Genomic DNA, 14,839 nt, shown 5'->3' with positions numbered 1-14,839 from the left:
CGAATCGACTCGGAGTGCTTGACGAAACGCCGGATGCGTGACCCGCATGTCCGGTGTTGTGAGAGGCCGTAGGGCGACCCTACGGTCTACTCGATTTCTACGCCAGGTGCGACCAATACACCGTGCCCAGGCAGTCGTGGGCGCATCCTCAGCATCGTCTCCGTCGACCGCAAGGGCACCCTGCACGAGGAGATCATCACCTCCATCGTGGAGGGCCGGCCGCTGCCCAGGCCTTAAGCGACTCACGAGCGCCAGACCACCGCGCACCCCGCGGTGGTCTTATCGCGCCGTTCGCCCACCTCCATTGGAAATCGGATGGCCGTCCGATACCGGTCATCGGGGAGCGACCCTAGATAGCGCGCCGCTTTCGGTTCAGCCGACCTATCCCGAGGCGCCGGTTTTCGGCAAACCGGCGGCGGGAACCGCCCGCACGCGGTCGGACGCGCTACAATGAAGTCGGCATGTGAAAGGGTGAACAATATGGCCGACCAGCGTACACCGATTAGCCAGCGACTGCATATCGCATTCTTTGGCCGGCGCAACGCAGGCAAGTCGAGCCTGATCAACGCCCTGAGCCGGCAGGCCGTCTCGCTCGTCTCCGACGTGCCCGGCACGACCACTGATCCCGTGCGGCGCCCGATGGAGTTGCACCCGCTGGGGCCGGTGGTCCTGATCGACACGGCCGGCCTCGACGACGAGGGGGAGCTCGGCCGCCTCCGCGTGGCCCGCAGCCTTGAGATCCTGGACCAGACCGACCTTGCGGTGCTGGCCGTCCCTGCCGGGGAGGAGCCGGGCGAGGCCGACGAGCGCCTCGTACAGGAGCTGAAGCGGCGCGGTACGCCCGCGGTCGGCGCGGTGACCAAGGCCGACATGGATCCGGAGGGCGCCGCCCGGCAGGCCGCCCTGCTGAGCGGGCGCTTCGGCTTCCCCTTCTGCGCCTGCAGCAGCGAGGCCGAGGCGGGTGTCGCGGCGCTCAGGCAGCGCATCGTCGCCGCTGCTCCGGTCGATCAGGCCGAGGTTCCGCTGCTGGCCGACCTGGTCCGGCCCGGCGACCTCATCCTCCTGGTGGTGCCCATCGACTCGGGCGCGCCCAGGGGGCGCCTCATCCTGCCGCAGGTCCAGGCGATCCGTGAGGTGCTGGACGCCGGGGCCATCGCCGTCACCGCGCGGGACAGCGAGCTCCCCGGTGCACTCCAGGCCCTGGGGCGGCGGCCGGCACTCGTCGTCACCGACAGCCAGGTCTTCGGCCCGGTGAGCCGCCTGGTGCCGCCTGAGGTTCCCCTCACCTCGTTCTCCATCTTGATGGCCCGGCACAAGGGCGACCTGGCGGAGCTGGTGCGGGGCGCCAGCGCCATCGACAGCCTTCGCCCCGGCGATCGCGTGCTGATCGCCGAGACCTGCACGCACCACCAGCAGAAAGACGACATCGGCACGGTCAAGATTCCGCGGCTGCTGCGACAGCGCGCGGGCGGGGACCTCGACTTCGAATGGGCGCACGGCCGGGACATGCCCGCGGACCTGGGGCGGTACAAGCTCATCGTCCACTGCGGCGGCTGCATGGTCAACCGGCAGCTGATGCTCAGCCGGATCCGCCGGGCGCAGGCGGCCGGGGTGCCCATCGTCAACTACGGCGTCTGCATCGCATATCTGAACGGGATCCTGCCCCGGGCGCTGACGCCGTTCCCGGAGCTGGGCGGGACTGCGGGGAGGGGTGCGCCGTGATCCGGCGGGAAGTGCTGTCGCTGATCCGCCGTGCCGAGGCCGGGGCGGACCTGGGCCGGGATGAGCTTGCCTTCCTGCTCAGCCTGGAGGGCGAGGAGCAGAAGGCCCTCTTCGGGGCGGCGGACCGGGTGCGGGCCCGCACGATGGGCGACGGGGTCCACCTGCGCGGGCTGATCGAGTTCTCGAACATCTGCCGGATGGACTGCTGCTACTGCGGCATCCGCCGCTCCAACCGGCACGTGAGAAGGTACCGGATGGCGCCGGAGGAGATCGTGGCGGCGGCGCAGGGCGCCAGCCGGCTGGGCTACGGCAGCGTCGTGCTCCAGTCCGGCGAGGGCGACGCCCTGGACCCCGAGGAACTGGCCGGGGTGGTGCGGCAGATCAAGGCCACCACGCCGCTGGCGGTCACCCTCAGCGTCGGGGAGCGCACCCGGGAGGAGTACGCCCTGTGGCGGGAGGCCGGCGCCGACCGCTTCCTGCTGCGGCACGAGACCGCCGATCCCGAGCTCTTCGCCAGGCTGCGGCCGGGCCGGCGCCTGGAGCAGCGGGTCCAGTGCCTCCTCTGGCTGCGGGAACTGGGCTACCAGGTGGGCAGCGGCTTCATGGTCGGGCTGCCCGGGCAGACCGTCGAGACCATCGCCGACGACATCCTGCTGCTCAGGAAGCTGAACGTGGAGATGGCCGGCATCGGGCCGTTCATCCCGGCCCCGAACACGCCCCTCGCAGATGCAGCGGCGGGGACCGTGGACCGGACGCTGAACGCGGTCGCCTGCACCCGCCTGACCCTGCAGGATGCCCACCTGCCCGCCACCACCGCCCTGGGCTCGATCCACCCCCGCGGGCGGCAGCTCGCGCTGGCGTGCGGGGCCAACGTGATCATGCCGAACGTGACCCCCGGGCGCTACCGGGACCACTACCAGCTATACCCGAACAAGATCTGCCTGCGGGAGGAGCCCGAGCACTGCGCCCCCTGCGTCACCGCCCTGATCCTGGGCGAAGGCCGCTTCGTGGCCACAGGGCCCGGACACTCCCCCCGGTGGACCTCCTGAAAGGAGTCTTGCCCCATGACGATCGCCGCTGAGAAGGCCAGTTTCATCGACGACGCCGTCCTCGAGCGCCTGCTGGGTTCGGCCTCCGTGCCGACCGCTGCCCGCCTGGGGCAGATCCTCGACAAGGCGGCCCTCGCGCAGGGCCTGAACCTCGAGGAGGTCGCCGACCTGCTGATGGTGGAGGATCCGGACCAGCTGCAGGCGATGTTCCGCACCGCCTACGAGATCAAGGAGAAGATCTACGGCAACCGCATCGTGCTGTTCGCGCCCCTGTACGTCAGCAACCTGTGCGTGAACAACTGCCGCTACTGCGGCTTCCGCCGCTCCAACGAGCAGGAGGTGCGGCGCCGCCTCACCCAGGAGGAGGTGGCGGAGGAGGTCCGGGCGCTGCTGCGCATGGGCCACAAGCGGGTGCTGCTGGAGGCCGGCGAGGACCCCCGGAACTGCGACATCGACTACATCGTCGACTGCATCCGCACGATCTACGGCGTCCGCGAAGGCAACGGCAACATCCGGCGGATCAACGTCAACATCGCGGCCACCACCGTGGAGAACTACCGGCGGCTGAAGGCGGCCCAGATCGGCACGTACCAGCTGTTCCAGGAGACCTACCACCGGCCCACCTACGCCCTGATGCACCCCGAGGGCCCGAAGCACAACTACGACTGGCACACCACCGCCCTGGACCGGGCGCAGGAGGCCGGCATCGACGACGTGGGCGCGGGCGTGCTCTTCGGCCTGTACGACTACCGGTACGAGGTCCTGGCCCTGCTGCTTCACGTGCGCCACCTGGAGGAGCGGTTCGGCGTCGGGCCGCACACCATCTCGGTGCCCCGGCTCCAGCCGGCGCCGGGCGTGGACCTGCAGACGTTCCCGCACCTGGTCTCCGACGAGCAGTTCTACAAGCTGGTGGCGGTCCTGCGGCTCGCCGTTCCCTACACGGGCATGATCATCTCCACCCGGGAGACGCCCGAGGTCCGGGCGCAGGTGCTGAAGCTGGGCGTGTCGCAGATGAGTGCCGGCTCCAGCGTCGGCATCGGCGGGTACAGCCAGGCGCACCGGGAAGAGCAGAAGGCTACCCTCCAGTTCACCCAGGGCGACCACCGGTCGCCCGACGAGGTCATCCGCTGGCTGTGCGAGGAGGGCTACCTGCCCAGCTACTGCACCGCCTGCTACCGCCAGGGGCGGACCGGCGACCGGTTCATGGCGCTGGCCAAGACCGGCCAGATCCAGAACCTCTGCCAGCCCAACGCGCTGCTGACCTTCCAGGAGTATCTGGAGGACTACGCCACCGCGGAGACGCGGGAGGTGGGCCGGCGCACCGAGGCCGCCAACCTGGCGCTGATCCCCAGCGCGAAAATGCGGGCCGAGACGGAGAAGCGGTTGGCGCGGATCAAGGCGGGCGAGCGTGACCTGTACTTCTAGTTCATCTGCACCCACCGCACAGGTACGCGCGGTGGCGTTTGCGTTCGGCCTTGTTCGTTGTCCGGGGTCGGCGCGATCGTCATGACCTGGGGGTTGATGGCGGGCGCCGGATTCAGCTTCGCCCGTCAGATCAGCGCGGCTCCCGCCACGCGGCTGCTGGCTGAGGATTCGCTTCCGCACAAGCTTGACCGGTTCCGGTCTGCACGGCTTGACGGACGGGCACCGCCTGTGGCACAATCACGTACGTACAACCGCAGACCCCGGATGTGACTGGCGTTGCAAGGTGGGAAACCACCGGGGAGCATCCGGGGAATACAGCCGCACGCCTGGGCCGAGGCCGCACCGTCCGAATGGACGGAGCAGCCTCGTTTTGCTGTTCGGAGGAGGATCGCCATGCGTCTGTTGGAAGGAAAGTCGCCCGCCGAATCCCTCAAGGCCGACGTCATGAGCCGCGCCCGGGCGCTCGCGGCCGCCGGGCACCCGCCGCGCCTCGCCGCCGTGCTCGCCGGGCGGAACGAGGCCTCCGATCTGTACATCGCCCGGAAGGAGCGGCTCGGCCGCAGCCTGGGGATTGCCGTGGAGGCCCACCGGCTGCCCGACGCCAAGGAGGACGAGCTGGTCTCCCTTGTGCGCCAACTTTCCTTGCGGCCCGACGTGGACGGCATCATGGTCGAGCAGCCCCTGCCTGATCCGGCGTGGCGCGACGCCGTGGTCCGGGCCATCGACCCCTTCAAGGACGTGGACGGCGCGACGGGCTTCACCGGTGGCCTGCTCGGCGGGCAGCCGGCAGGGCTGGTCCCGGCCACGCCGCTCGCGGTGATGCACCTGCTGCAGTACTACCGGATTCCCCTGCGCGGCGCCCACGTGACGATCGTCGGCCACAGCCCGGTGGTCGGCAGGCCTCTGGCCCTGCTCATGCTCCGCGAGGACGCCACGGTCACCGTCTGCCACAAGGCCACCCGAGACCTGGCCCAGTTCACCCGTCAGGCGGACATCCTGGTGTCCGCGGCCGGCGTCCCGGGCCTGATCACCGGCGACATGGTACGCCCCGGCGCGGTGGTCGTCGACGTGGGCATCAACCTGGTCAGTGGTCGAACCGTGGGTGACGTGGACTTCGAGTCCGTGGCCCCGGTGGCGTCGGCGGTCACGCCGGTCCCCGGTGGCGTGGGACCGCTCACTACGGTGATGCTCCTCGCCAACACGGTCCTGGCCGCCGAGCGGCGCTGCCCGGCGCTGACGCAGTCAGCGGCAGACTAGAGCGCTTTGCTTGACATACGGCGCGCAGCGTGGTATCATACCGCACAAATCCGAACAGCGATGATCGGGGACAACACCACGTTCACCCCCTGCAGAGAGGGAGCGCCGCCGGCTGAAAGCGCCCCGGGGCACTGTGCGTGGGAAACCACCCCGTAGCTGCACGCCGAAGCCGGAGGGATAAGGCGTGAGGGAGCGCCCTGTACAGCGCACACGAGCCCCGGCGCCGGCGCGCCGGGAATGAGGGTGGAACCACGGGAGCGTTGGCCTCTCGTCCCTTTCGGGACGAGAGGCCTGTTTCATTTTTGCCAACCATGCGAAGAAAGGGGCTCAACATCATGTCCAGCGTCGTGCACGTCACCCTGCCCGACGGCAGCGTGCGGGAGTACCCGCAGGGGATCACCATCGCCGAGGCCGTGGCCCAGATCGGGCGGGGCCTGGCCAAGGCGGCCCTGGCCGCCAAGGTGGACGGCAAGCTCGTCGACCTGTCTGCCCGGCTCAACCAGGACTGCCACCTGCAGGTCCTCACCTTCAAGGACGAGGAGGGCCGCGAGGTCTTCCGCCACACCTCCACCCACATCATGGCTCAGGCGGTGAAGCGCCTCTTCCCCGAGGCGAAGCTCACCGTGGGCCCGCCCCTGGAGAACTCCTTCTACTACGACTTCGACCTGCCCCGGCCGCTGACCACCGAGGACCTGGCCGCGATCGAGGCCGAGATGGCCAAGATCGTCGAGGCCGACTACCCCATCGTCCGCCAGGAGGTCAGCCGGGAGGAGGCCAAGGCCTTCTTCGCCGCCCGGGGCGAGGACTACAAGCCGCTGCTGGTCGACAAGATCCCTGAGGGCGAGGTCGTGTCGATGTACACGCAGGGCGAGTTCACCGACCTCTGCGTCGGCCCGCACCTGCCCTCGACCGGCCGGGTGAAGGCGTTCAAGCTGTTGAGCGTCGCCGGCGCGTACTGGGAGGGCAAACAGGAGAACAAGCAGCTGCAGCGGGTCTACGGCACCTCGTTCGAGTCCAAGAAGGACCTGGAGCAGTATCTCTTCCAGCTGGAGGAGGCCAAGCGGCGTGACCACCGCAAGCTGGGTCCGGAGCTGGGCCTGTTCCGGTTCGAGGAGATCGCCCCCGGCTTCGCCTACTGGCTCGACAAGGGCTACAAGATCTACCGGGAGCTGGAGAACTGGAGCCGGAGCCTGCAGGCCGAGCTGGGCTACGAGGAGGTCCGCTGCCCCTGGATCGTCTCCTCCAAGCTCTACGAGACCTCCGGCCACTGGTATCACTACCGTGAGAACATGTTCACCCTGAAGTCCGAGGACCAGGACTTCGCCATCAAGCCCATGAACTGCCCGAACCACTGCGTCGTCTACAAGAGCCAGCTCCGCTCCTACCGCGACCTGCCGCTCAAGATGGCGGAGTACGGCCCGCTCTCCCGCTACGAGGCCTCCGGGACCCTGCACGGCCTCCTGCGGGTACGGGGCATGCACCAGGACGACGCCCACCTCTTCGTCCGGCCGGACCAGATCGAGGAGCAGATCCGTGAGGTGATCGGCCTGGTCGACACCATCTACGGCGCCCTGGGCCTGCCCTACGAGATCAAGCTCTCCACCCGGCCCGAGGATTTCATGGGCGAGATCGAGCTCTGGAACGAGGCCGAGGCCGCGCTGGCCCGGGCGCTGGAGTCCATGGGCCGCACCTACAAGCTGAACCCCGGCGACGGCGCCTTCTACGGCCCGAAGCTGGACTTCGACGTCACCGACGCCCTGGGCCGCAAGTGGCAGTGCGCCACGGTGCAGCTGGACTTCCAGTTCCCGATCAAGTTCGACCTCACCTATGTCGGCGAGGACGGCAAGGAGCACCGGCCCGTGATGATCCACCGGGCGATCATGGGCACGCTGGAGCGGTTCATCGGCATCCTCACCGAGCACTACGCCGGCAACTTCCCGGCCTGGATGGCGCCGGTGCAGGCCCGGGTGCTGCCGATCACCGACCGGCACCACGAGTACGCCGCCCAGGTGGTCGCGACGCTCAAGGCCGCTGGCCTGCGGGTGGAGAACGACACCCGCAACGAGAAGATCGGCTACAAGATCCGCGAGGCCGAGATGCAGAAGATCCCCTATATCCTGGTCGTGGGCGACAAGGAGGCCGAGGCCGGCGCCGTGGCGGTGCGCCGCCGGGGCATGAAGGACCTGGGGGCCATGCCGCTTCCGGACTTCCTGAAGCTGGCGCAGGACGAGATCGCCTCCAAGGCCATGGACGAGGCCTGCCGCAAGGCGGTCTCCGGCACGAAGGAGTAGAGGACGCCTCAGGAGAGGATCGGCCCGGGCCGGGCAGCGGATGCACGGCCTGGGCCGTGCCACAACGGTGGTGGAACCCGCCGCCAGGTGAGCGAGTCGGACGAAGCGCACGAGGAGACGGAGGTGCGGCAGAATGGCCCGCTGGCAAGGTGTCATCCGGCAGTATCAGCGTTTCCTGCCCGTAAGCGAAGCGACCCCCGTGGTGACGCTGCTGGAGGGCAATACCCCCCTGGTTCCGGCCCCGCGGCTGGGGGCGCAGCTGGGCCTGGACCTGTATCTCAAGTTCGAGGGGATGAACCCCACCGGCTCCTTCAAGGACCGGGGCATGACCATGGCGATGTCCAAGGCCGTGGAGGCCGGGGCGAAGGCGGTGATCTGCGCCTCCACCGGCAACACGAGCGCCGCCGCGGCGGCCTACGCCGCCCGGGCGGGCCTGCCCTGCTTCGTCGTCATCCCCGACGGCGCCGTGGCCATGGGCAAGCTGGCCCAGGCGCTGATGTACGGCGCCAGGACGATCCAGATCGAGGGGAACTTCGACGACGGCCTCCGCCTGGTGCGCCGGCTCGCACAGGAGCACCCCGAGATCGCCCTGGTCAACTCCGTCAACCCATACCGGCTGCAGGGGCAGAAGACCGCCGCCTTCGAGGTGGTGGACGCCCTGGGCGGCTACCCCGACTTCCTGGCGATCCCCGTGGGCAACGCGGGCAACATCACCGCCTACTGGATGGGCTTCAAGGAGTACGCCGCCGCGGGCGTCGGCGCCGTAGAGTCGTGCAGCTCCAGCGGGGCGCCGGCGGGGGCCGTGCTGCCCAGGCTGCTGGGCATCCAGGCGGCCGGGGCCGCACCGCTGGTGAACGGCGGCGAGGTGGACGACCCGCAGACGGTGGGCACCGCGATCAAGATCGGCCGGCCGGCCACCCGGCAGGGGGCGATCGACGCGGTGCGGGAGTCGGGCGGCGCCTTCTGGTCCGTCACCGACGAGGAGATGCTGGCGGCCTACCGGCGGCTGGCCGCGACGGAGGGCGTCTTCGCCGAGCCGGCCTCCTGCGCCTCGGTGGCGGGGCTGATCAAGCTGAGCGAGAACGGCTACTTCGAGGGCCGCGCCGGCGGCTTCATCGACGGCACGCAGGTGCCGGCGCCCGAGCACCGGCCCTTCACCGGCCGGGGCGGCAGGCCCAAGGTCGTGGCGGTGCTGACGGGCCACGGGCTGAAGGATCCCGACACCGCCATCCGGGTCTCGGTCCGTCCCGAGAAGCTGCCTGCCGACTACGGACGGCTGGAGCGGCTCGTCCTCGGAGGATAGCCGCCATGGTCAGGGTCAGCGTGCCGGCCACAAGCGCCAACCTGGGCCCGGGCTTCGACACCTTGGGCGTGGCGCTGGACCTTCGCAACGTGATCGAGATGGACGAGCCCGGCGTGGACGACGTGGTGATCGAGGTGGAGGGGGCGGGGGGCGGCGCCCTCGAGAACCCGGGCCAGAACATGGTCTATCAGGCGGCCCGCCGGGTCTTCGAGCGACTGGGCTACGAGCCCAACGGGCTGCTGATCCGGGAGCGGGTCGCCATCCCGGTCGCCCGGGGGATGGGCTCCTCCGCCGCCGCCATCGTCGGGGGGCTCGTTGCGGCCAACGCCCTGGTCGCCCAGCGGACGGGGCGGCCCGGCCTGGACCGGGCGGAGCTGCTCCGGATGGCCGTGGCCATCGAGGGCCACCCGGACAACGTGACGCCGGCCATGGTCGGCGGCTTCACGGTCTGCTGCATGGACCAGGAGCGGGGCCCGCTGCACCTGCGGTTCGACCCGCCCCGGTCCCTGCGGGCCGTGGTGGTCATGCCCGAGGTGCAGTTCAAAGGGAAGAAGACCGAGCAGTCACGGGGGGTGCTGCCGGCCGAGGTCCCCATGAAGGATGCCGTCTACAACCTGAACCGGACGGCGCTGCTGGTGGCGGCGCTGGCGCAGGGGCGCACGGACCTCCTGGCCGTGGCGATGCAGGACCGGCTGCACCAGCCCTACCGGGCGACGCTGGTTCCCGGGCTGCGGTCGGTCTTCGAGGCGGCCCGGGCCGCGGGTGCCCTGGGCGTCGCCCTCTCGGGCGCCGGCCCCAGCGTGATCGCCTTCGTGGCCGAGTCCGCCGAGCCGGTGGCGCTGGCCATGGAGGCCGCCTTCCAGTGGGCGGGCAGCGAGGCCCGGTCGCTCACGGTGGACCTCGCCCGGGACGGCGCCCGGGTGCTCGCCGGGCCCGGGCGGGAGCGCGAGCTGCTGGACCGGCCGCCGTACTGGGGGTAGCGTAGTCATCTGCCGACGTCGACCCGCCGGCCGTACCGTTCAGGCGGACTCTTGGCCCGCTGCCGGAAGGCGCGGGCCTTCTTGCCGTCCTCCCGGGCGTCCCTGGCCCGGGCCACCCTTTCCATCGCCGACCGGTCCTACGTGCTGCAGACCGGCAAGTAAAACGGAGCGGAGCCGCAAGGGCTCTGCTCCGGGATGAGGAGGTGCTCAGGAGCTCTCTGGGGGGCTAGCGCCTCCGCCGCCATCCGAGCCGGCGCCAGAGGTAGACCCGCCAGCCGTAACGATCGAACAGCGCCTCGCTCACCCGCTCCCAGAGGGCGCGGGCCCTCTGCGCGGCCTCGGCGGGCACGGGCCTGCCCGGCGGGCCGTAGCGGGCGGCGCCGTAGTCCGCGGCGGCACGCAGGGCCTCCTCCTTCAGCAGCGGCAGCGCATCCGCCAGGGTGCGGGCGTACTCCGCCACCGTCTCGTGGGGACGCCGCGGCAGCCCGAACCGGCCCAGCAGCCAGGCGGCCTTCTCCCAGGCCTCCTGCACCACCGAGCGGGCGTCCCGGTAGCGGAACCGGTTCTGCGCCCGCAGGGTCCAGGCCGCGGCCAGGAGGAGGAGTACCGGCAGCGCCAGCGGGAGGCCCAGCCGGGGCCACGTCCGGCCCTCCGAGGCGGCGGAGCCGCCACCGAAGATCTCCTGATCCTCCGGGGTCTGATCCCGCGGCGTCTGCGGCGCGAGGCCCTCGGCGGGATCGGTGATCTCGGCCAGGTCGTCGGGCGGCAGATCGACCCACTGCTGGACGGCGAGGGGGGCGTTGCGCGGGATCAGCGGCAGGTCGGCGCGCGGGGTGGGATCGAAGGTGACCCATCCGTATCCCGGGAAGTAGGCCTCAACCCAGGCGTGCGCCAGCGAGTTGCGCACCTCGTAGACGTACCCGCCGCGCGCGTCGACGGTGAACGAGGTGGAGGCCGGGACGGCAAAACCCTCCACGAACCGGGCCGGAATGCCGAGCTCCCGCAGCATCACCACCATGGCGGAGGCGAAGTACGTGCAGTAGCCCTGCCCGAGGTCGAAGAGGAAGTAGTCGACGAAATCACGGTCCGCTGGGGTCCGTGGCGGCGTGAGCGTGTAGGCCAGGCTGCGCAGGTACTGCTCGATGGCCTCGGCCTGCTCGTACGGGTGGTCCGCCCGCCCGGTGATCGCCTGCGCCAGTTCCCCGATCCGCGCCGGCAGGTCGGGCAGCTGCAGGTAGCGCGCCAAGTCCGGGCCCGCCTCGCCCATCGCGGAGCGGATCTGCTCCCGGTTGTAGAGCGGCAGGCGGGCGACTACGGTGTACGGCTGGTCGCCGATGCCGTGCCGGGCGCGCAGGTTTGCCTCCGCGTCGGCCTCAAACCCGGAGAGGCCGTCGACGCGGCGGGGCTCCAGCACGTTGAAGATCGTGCGGCCGAAGTCGAGGGCGGGCATGACCTCCACCTGCAGGCTGCGGCTCATGGCGTCGGGCGCCATCAGCGAAGGCAGGAGGCCGTACGAATCGGGGTTCATCTCCGGCGACTCGCCGCGCTCCCAGGACCAGCCGGTGTAGGTGAGGTAGGCCGCACCCCTGAGGTAGAGCGTCTGGCCCAGGGGGCCGGGCGTTCGTACCCGGAGGGCGACCCGGTCGTCCGGTACCACCGAACCGCCGAGCCGGCCCCCGTCGGGGCTGAAGCCGGTGGCCGCGAGCGAGAAGTCGCTGCCCCAGTCGGCCACGCCGGCGCCCCGGAACCTGCCGAGGGCGGGCAGGGCCTCCTGGATCCGCCGGCCCAGCTCGCCGAGGTTCACCGGTGCGTAGTGGCCGGGCAGCAGGCCGGCCACCAGCGCGACCGCGAGCACCGCCGCCAGCGTCGGGGCCACGCCGGAACGCCACCCGGCGTGGCGGCCCTCCGCCCGCCACCGGGCGTCCCGCAGCGCCGCCTGGCCCAGGACCCAGAGGATGAGGGAGAGGACCACGTACAGCTGGAAGTAGCCGGCCGCAGGGTCGAAGTACCAGCCCCACTCCGTGCCGAAGATCACGAGGCCCAGGACGATCGTCCAGGCGGTCCGCCCCCGGCCAAGCGCCTCTCCGGTGACCAGCAGACCGGTTCCCAGGCCGGCCAGGGCCACGAGCGCGAGGCCCACCCTGTGGCCGAAAGTGGCCCCCAGGTTCCCGGCGGCCAGCTCCGCCGCCAGGGCCGCGCCCTCGCCGGCCAGCCCCGCCAGCCACCCTCCCAGCGCCGGGTCCCGCCACAGGGCGAAGGCGAGGGCGGCGCCCGCACCAAGGGTACAGAGGAGGCCGGCGAGCCGGCTGCGCCACCAGACCCAGCTGTAGAGCACGCCGATGCCGGCGAGGATCCAGGGCCACTCCCACGGGAGCGCCATGCGCCAGAACTCGTCCAGCGAGTGGAGCACCAGCCGGACCGCCACCAGCCCCAGCAGGGCGATCGTCAGCTGATAGCCTGCGGACGGGCGCGCGGCGACCATGCTCCCACCCCCTCTCCGACCTGGAGCCGCATGGAGGCCAGCTGGCGCAGGTCCGCCCCGCAGGGCACCCGGTAGACCGTCACGCGCCGGAGCGCCAGCAGTTCGGCCAGATGCGCCTGCGCCGCAGCCGGGGCGGCCTGCTGTGGCGCCCCCTGCCCTCCGGCGAAGGTGTCCGCATCCAGCAGGATCAGCATCACCCGGTGGCTGACGCGCAGGCGGAGCAGCCGGTCGGCCAGGAGCTGGGTCAGCCGCGGCGTGATGACCACCAGGGTGGCGCGGTGCCCCAGGTGCGCCGTCTCGGCCTCGAGGAGCTGCTCCATCAGCATGTCGCCCTCGGCCTCGACCTGCGCCAGCACCTCCATGATCTCCTGGAAGGTCCGGTCCCCGCGTCCGGGGCTGACCGCGAACCGCTCCTGCCCCATGCAGACGAGGCCGGCTTCCATCTTGCTCCGCAGGGCCAGCGCGGCCAGGGAGGCGGCGATCTCCACGGCCGTCTCCGCGCTGGAGCCGCCCCCCGAAGCGCTGCCGTCCACGTGGACGTCACGGTTCAGGTCCAGAAAGAGGATCAGCTGGGTGGTGGCGCTCAGCTCGTACTGACGGGTCATCAGCGTGCCCATGCGGGCCGTGGTGCGCCAGTGGATGTGGCGCGGGTTGTCGCCGGGCACGTAGTGGCGGATCTCCGCGTGGTTGGACGGGTCCTCAAACGCCCGCTCGGGCGTGCGCACGTGGCCGAAGGGCTGGGCCAGCGGGATCCGCAGGTCGTCGATGGGGTGCACCCTCGGGTAGATGGTGATCTGCTGCCGTGAGCGCAGCATGATCTCGCGCGCGAACAGGCCCAGCCCGTCGCCGGTGCGGATGCGGATAGGCCCCACGTGGCAGCGGCCCCGGCGGCGGGCGGTCAGGTTCACGTGGACCAGCCGGCAGCCCGCCAGGGGCAGCGTCGTGCCCAGCCTGGGCCGGTCGCTCTCCAGCAGGCGGGGCGGGGTATCGTCGTCGACCTCGAGCCAGAGGATGGGCACCCAGCCCTCGTTCTCCAGGCGCAGCTTGGCCGTGATCGTCTCCCCGACCTCGATGCGGTCGCGGTCGACCGCCAGCGTACAGGTCACCTGGCTGGCAGCGTAGCGGGTCATGAGCCAGCTGCCCGCCCACAGCAGGGCCGTGGCGTAGAGCAGGAAGTAGTTGTGGCTGCCGCCGTTCACCCGGGCGGACACGTAGGCGACGAGGATGAGCAACGGCAGCCGCCAGTCATGCCTGCCGCGCCGCATAGCTCTTGACCCCCGCAGGCACGGGCACCTGGTTCAGCACCTCCGCCACCAGGTTCTCGGCCCCGGTGCCCCTCAGCTGCGCCTCGGGCCGCATGATCACCCGGTGCGCGAGCACCAGCGGCGCCATCTCCTTCACGTCGTCGGGGGTGACGTACTCCCGGCCTCTGATCAGGGCGATGGCCTGGCTGGTGCGGTAGAGGGCGATGGAGCCGCGGGGGGAGGCGCCGAGGTAGACGTCGCGGTGTTCGCGGGTCGCCTGCACGATGCGCACCATGTACTCCAGCACCGACTCGTCCACGTGCACCGAGCGGGCGACCTGCTGCAGCCGCAGCACCTCCTCGGCGCTGAGCACCTGGCCCAGCTCTTCCAGGGGCGGCTGCTTCGCCCGCTCCACGACCGTCATCTCCTCCCGGAGCGTGGGATAGCCCAGGCGCAGCCGCAGCAGGAAGCGGTCGAGCTGGGCCTCGGGCAGGGGGAAGGTCCCCTCGTACTCGATGGGGTTCTGGGTGGCCAGCACCAGGAAGGGGCGAGGCATGCGCCGGGTGACGCCGTCGATGGTCAGCTGCCCCTCCTCCATGCACTCCAGCAGCGCCGACTGGGTCTTGGGGGAGGCGCGGTTGATCTCGTCGGCCAGGACGATCTGGCTCATGATGGGGCCGGGGCGGAACTCGAACTCCCCGGTCTTCTGGTTGAAGACGGACACCCCCGTCACGTCGGAGGGCAGCAGGTCGGTGGTGAACTGGATCCGCCGGAAGTCGCAGCCGAGGGAACGGGCGAGGCTGCGCACCAGCGTGGTCTTGCCGACCCCCGGCACGTCTTCGATCAGCACGTGGCCCTGGCAGAGCAGCGCGACCAGCACGTACTCGATCTCCAGCCGCTTGCCGACGATGACCCGCTCGATGTTCCTCGTCACCCGGGACAGCGCTTCGCTTGTTCTCAATTGCATCCACTCCTTCGGAGAGTCCGGATACTGGCCTGAGAATCCGGTACGGTCGGCCGCCGGAACCGGGAGTCAGATACATGGGAAGAGACCGATATGTTAGACGACATAACCCGGTACGCCGA

At 70.7% G+C, this 14,839-nt stretch carries 10 protein-coding genes and 1 riboswitch; of the genes, 7 read left to right on the top strand and 3 right to left on the bottom strand.

Annotated elements, in window-relative coordinates; genetic code table 11:
- The first annotated feature begins 480 nt into the window (after positions 1-480).
- From hydF to thrB, 7 genes are all read left to right on the top strand, one after another.
- Positions 481-1,722: a [FeFe] hydrogenase H-cluster maturation GTPase HydF gene (gene hydF / locus J2Z79_RS10270; RefSeq protein ID WP_209466788.1), complete on the top strand. Its 1,242-nt coding sequence runs from the start codon at positions 481-483 to the stop codon at positions 1,720-1,722.
- The gene (gene hydE, locus J2Z79_RS10265) at positions 1,719-2,771 is read left to right on the top strand and encodes a [FeFe] hydrogenase H-cluster radical SAM maturase HydE (RefSeq protein ID WP_209466787.1); all 1,053 of its coding nucleotides are present in this window, start codon (positions 1,719-1,721) and stop codon (positions 2,769-2,771) included. Before hydF ends, hydE begins: the two co-directional genes overlap by 4 nt.
- 15 nt (positions 2,772-2,786) lie before the next feature.
- Positions 2,787-4,196 carry a [FeFe] hydrogenase H-cluster radical SAM maturase HydG gene (gene hydG, locus J2Z79_RS10260; protein ID WP_209466786.1) on the top strand — a complete coding sequence of 470 codons (1,410 nt, stop codon included), beginning with the start codon at positions 2,787-2,789 and terminating at the stop codon, positions 4,194-4,196.
- 256 nt (positions 4,197-4,452) lie between these two features.
- Positions 4,453-4,535, top strand: a riboswitch (ZMP/ZTP riboswitch).
- 54 nt (positions 4,536-4,589) lie between these two features.
- Positions 4,590-5,453 carry a bifunctional 5,10-methylenetetrahydrofolate dehydrogenase/5,10-methenyltetrahydrofolate cyclohydrolase gene (locus J2Z79_RS10255; RefSeq protein ID WP_209466785.1) on the top strand — a complete coding sequence of 288 codons (864 nt, stop codon included), beginning with the start codon at positions 4,590-4,592 and terminating at the stop codon, positions 5,451-5,453.
- Between the two features lie 335 nt (positions 5,454-5,788).
- Positions 5,789-7,744: a threonine--tRNA ligase gene (gene thrS, locus J2Z79_RS10250; RefSeq protein ID WP_209466784.1), complete on the top strand. Its 1,956-nt coding sequence runs from the start codon at positions 5,789-5,791 to the stop codon at positions 7,742-7,744.
- Positions 7,745-7,877: 133 nt separating this feature from the next.
- Positions 7,878-9,047, top strand: a complete 1,170-nt coding sequence (gene thrC / locus J2Z79_RS10245) for a threonine synthase (protein WP_209466783.1) — start codon at positions 7,878-7,880, stop codon at positions 9,045-9,047.
- A 5-nt stretch (positions 9,048-9,052) separates the two neighbouring features.
- A complete protein-coding gene (gene thrB, locus J2Z79_RS10240; protein WP_209466782.1) occupies positions 9,053-10,027 on the top strand; it encodes a homoserine kinase in 975 nt (324 codons plus the stop codon).
- 226 nt (positions 10,028-10,253) lie between these two features.
- Here thrB and J2Z79_RS10235 read toward each other — a convergent pair whose 3' ends face one another.
- Genes J2Z79_RS10235 through J2Z79_RS10225 form a run of 3 tightly spaced genes read right to left on the bottom strand, consistent with a single transcriptional unit; the run spans position 10,254 to position 14,720 of the window.
- Positions 10,254-12,509, bottom strand: a complete 2,256-nt coding sequence (locus tag J2Z79_RS10235) for a transglutaminase TgpA family protein (protein ID WP_209466781.1) — start codon at positions 12,507-12,509, stop codon at positions 10,254-10,256.
- The gene (locus tag J2Z79_RS10230; RefSeq protein WP_209466780.1) at positions 12,473-13,774 is read right to left on the bottom strand and encodes a DUF58 domain-containing protein; all 1,302 of its coding nucleotides are present in this window, start codon (positions 13,772-13,774) and stop codon (positions 12,473-12,475) included. Before J2Z79_RS10230 ends, J2Z79_RS10235 begins: the two co-directional genes overlap by 37 nt.
- Complete coding sequence (locus J2Z79_RS10225) at positions 13,755-14,720, bottom strand: AAA family ATPase (RefSeq protein WP_209466779.1); 966 nt, start codon at positions 14,718-14,720, stop codon at positions 13,755-13,757. The genes J2Z79_RS10230 and J2Z79_RS10225 overlap by 20 nt, the downstream gene beginning before the upstream one ends.
- Positions 14,721-14,839: the final 119 nt, after the last annotated feature.

Origin of the sequence: Symbiobacterium terraclitae (assembly GCF_017874315.1) — a bacterium.
GTDB classification, from domain to species: Bacteria; Bacillota; Sulfobacillia; order Symbiobacteriales; family Symbiobacteriaceae; genus Symbiobacterium; species Symbiobacterium terraclitae.
This window is presented reverse-complemented; position numbering and strand designations above follow the sequence as displayed.

Excerpts from the sequence above, each read along its gene's own strand:
- hydF (WP_209466788.1), top strand. The coding sequence starts at position 481 with ATGGCCGACCAGCGTACACCGATTAGCCAGCGACTGCATATCGCATTC.
- hydG (WP_209466786.1), top strand. The coding sequence starts at position 2,787 with ATGACGATCGCCGCTGAGAAGGCCAGTTTCATCGACGACGCCGTCCTC.
- J2Z79_RS10255 (WP_209466785.1), top strand. The coding sequence starts at position 4,590 with ATGCGTCTGTTGGAAGGAAAGTCGCCCGCCGAATCCCTCAAGGCCGAC.
- thrS (WP_209466784.1), top strand. The coding sequence starts at position 5,789 with ATGTCCAGCGTCGTGCACGTCACCCTGCCCGACGGCAGCGTGCGGGAG.
- thrC (WP_209466783.1), top strand. The coding sequence starts at position 7,878 with ATGGCCCGCTGGCAAGGTGTCATCCGGCAGTATCAGCGTTTCCTGCCC.
- thrB (WP_209466782.1), top strand. The coding sequence starts at position 9,053 with ATGGTCAGGGTCAGCGTGCCGGCCACAAGCGCCAACCTGGGCCCGGGC.
- J2Z79_RS10235 (WP_209466781.1), bottom strand. The coding sequence starts at position 12,509 with ATGGTCGCCGCGCGCCCGTCCGCAGGCTATCAGCTGACGATCGCCCTG.
- J2Z79_RS10230 (WP_209466780.1), bottom strand. The coding sequence starts at position 13,774 with ATGCGGCGCGGCAGGCATGACTGGCGGCTGCCGTTGCTCATCCTCGTC.
- J2Z79_RS10225 (WP_209466779.1), bottom strand. The coding sequence starts at position 14,720 with ATGCAATTGAGAACAAGCGAAGCGCTGTCCCGGGTGACGAGGAACATC.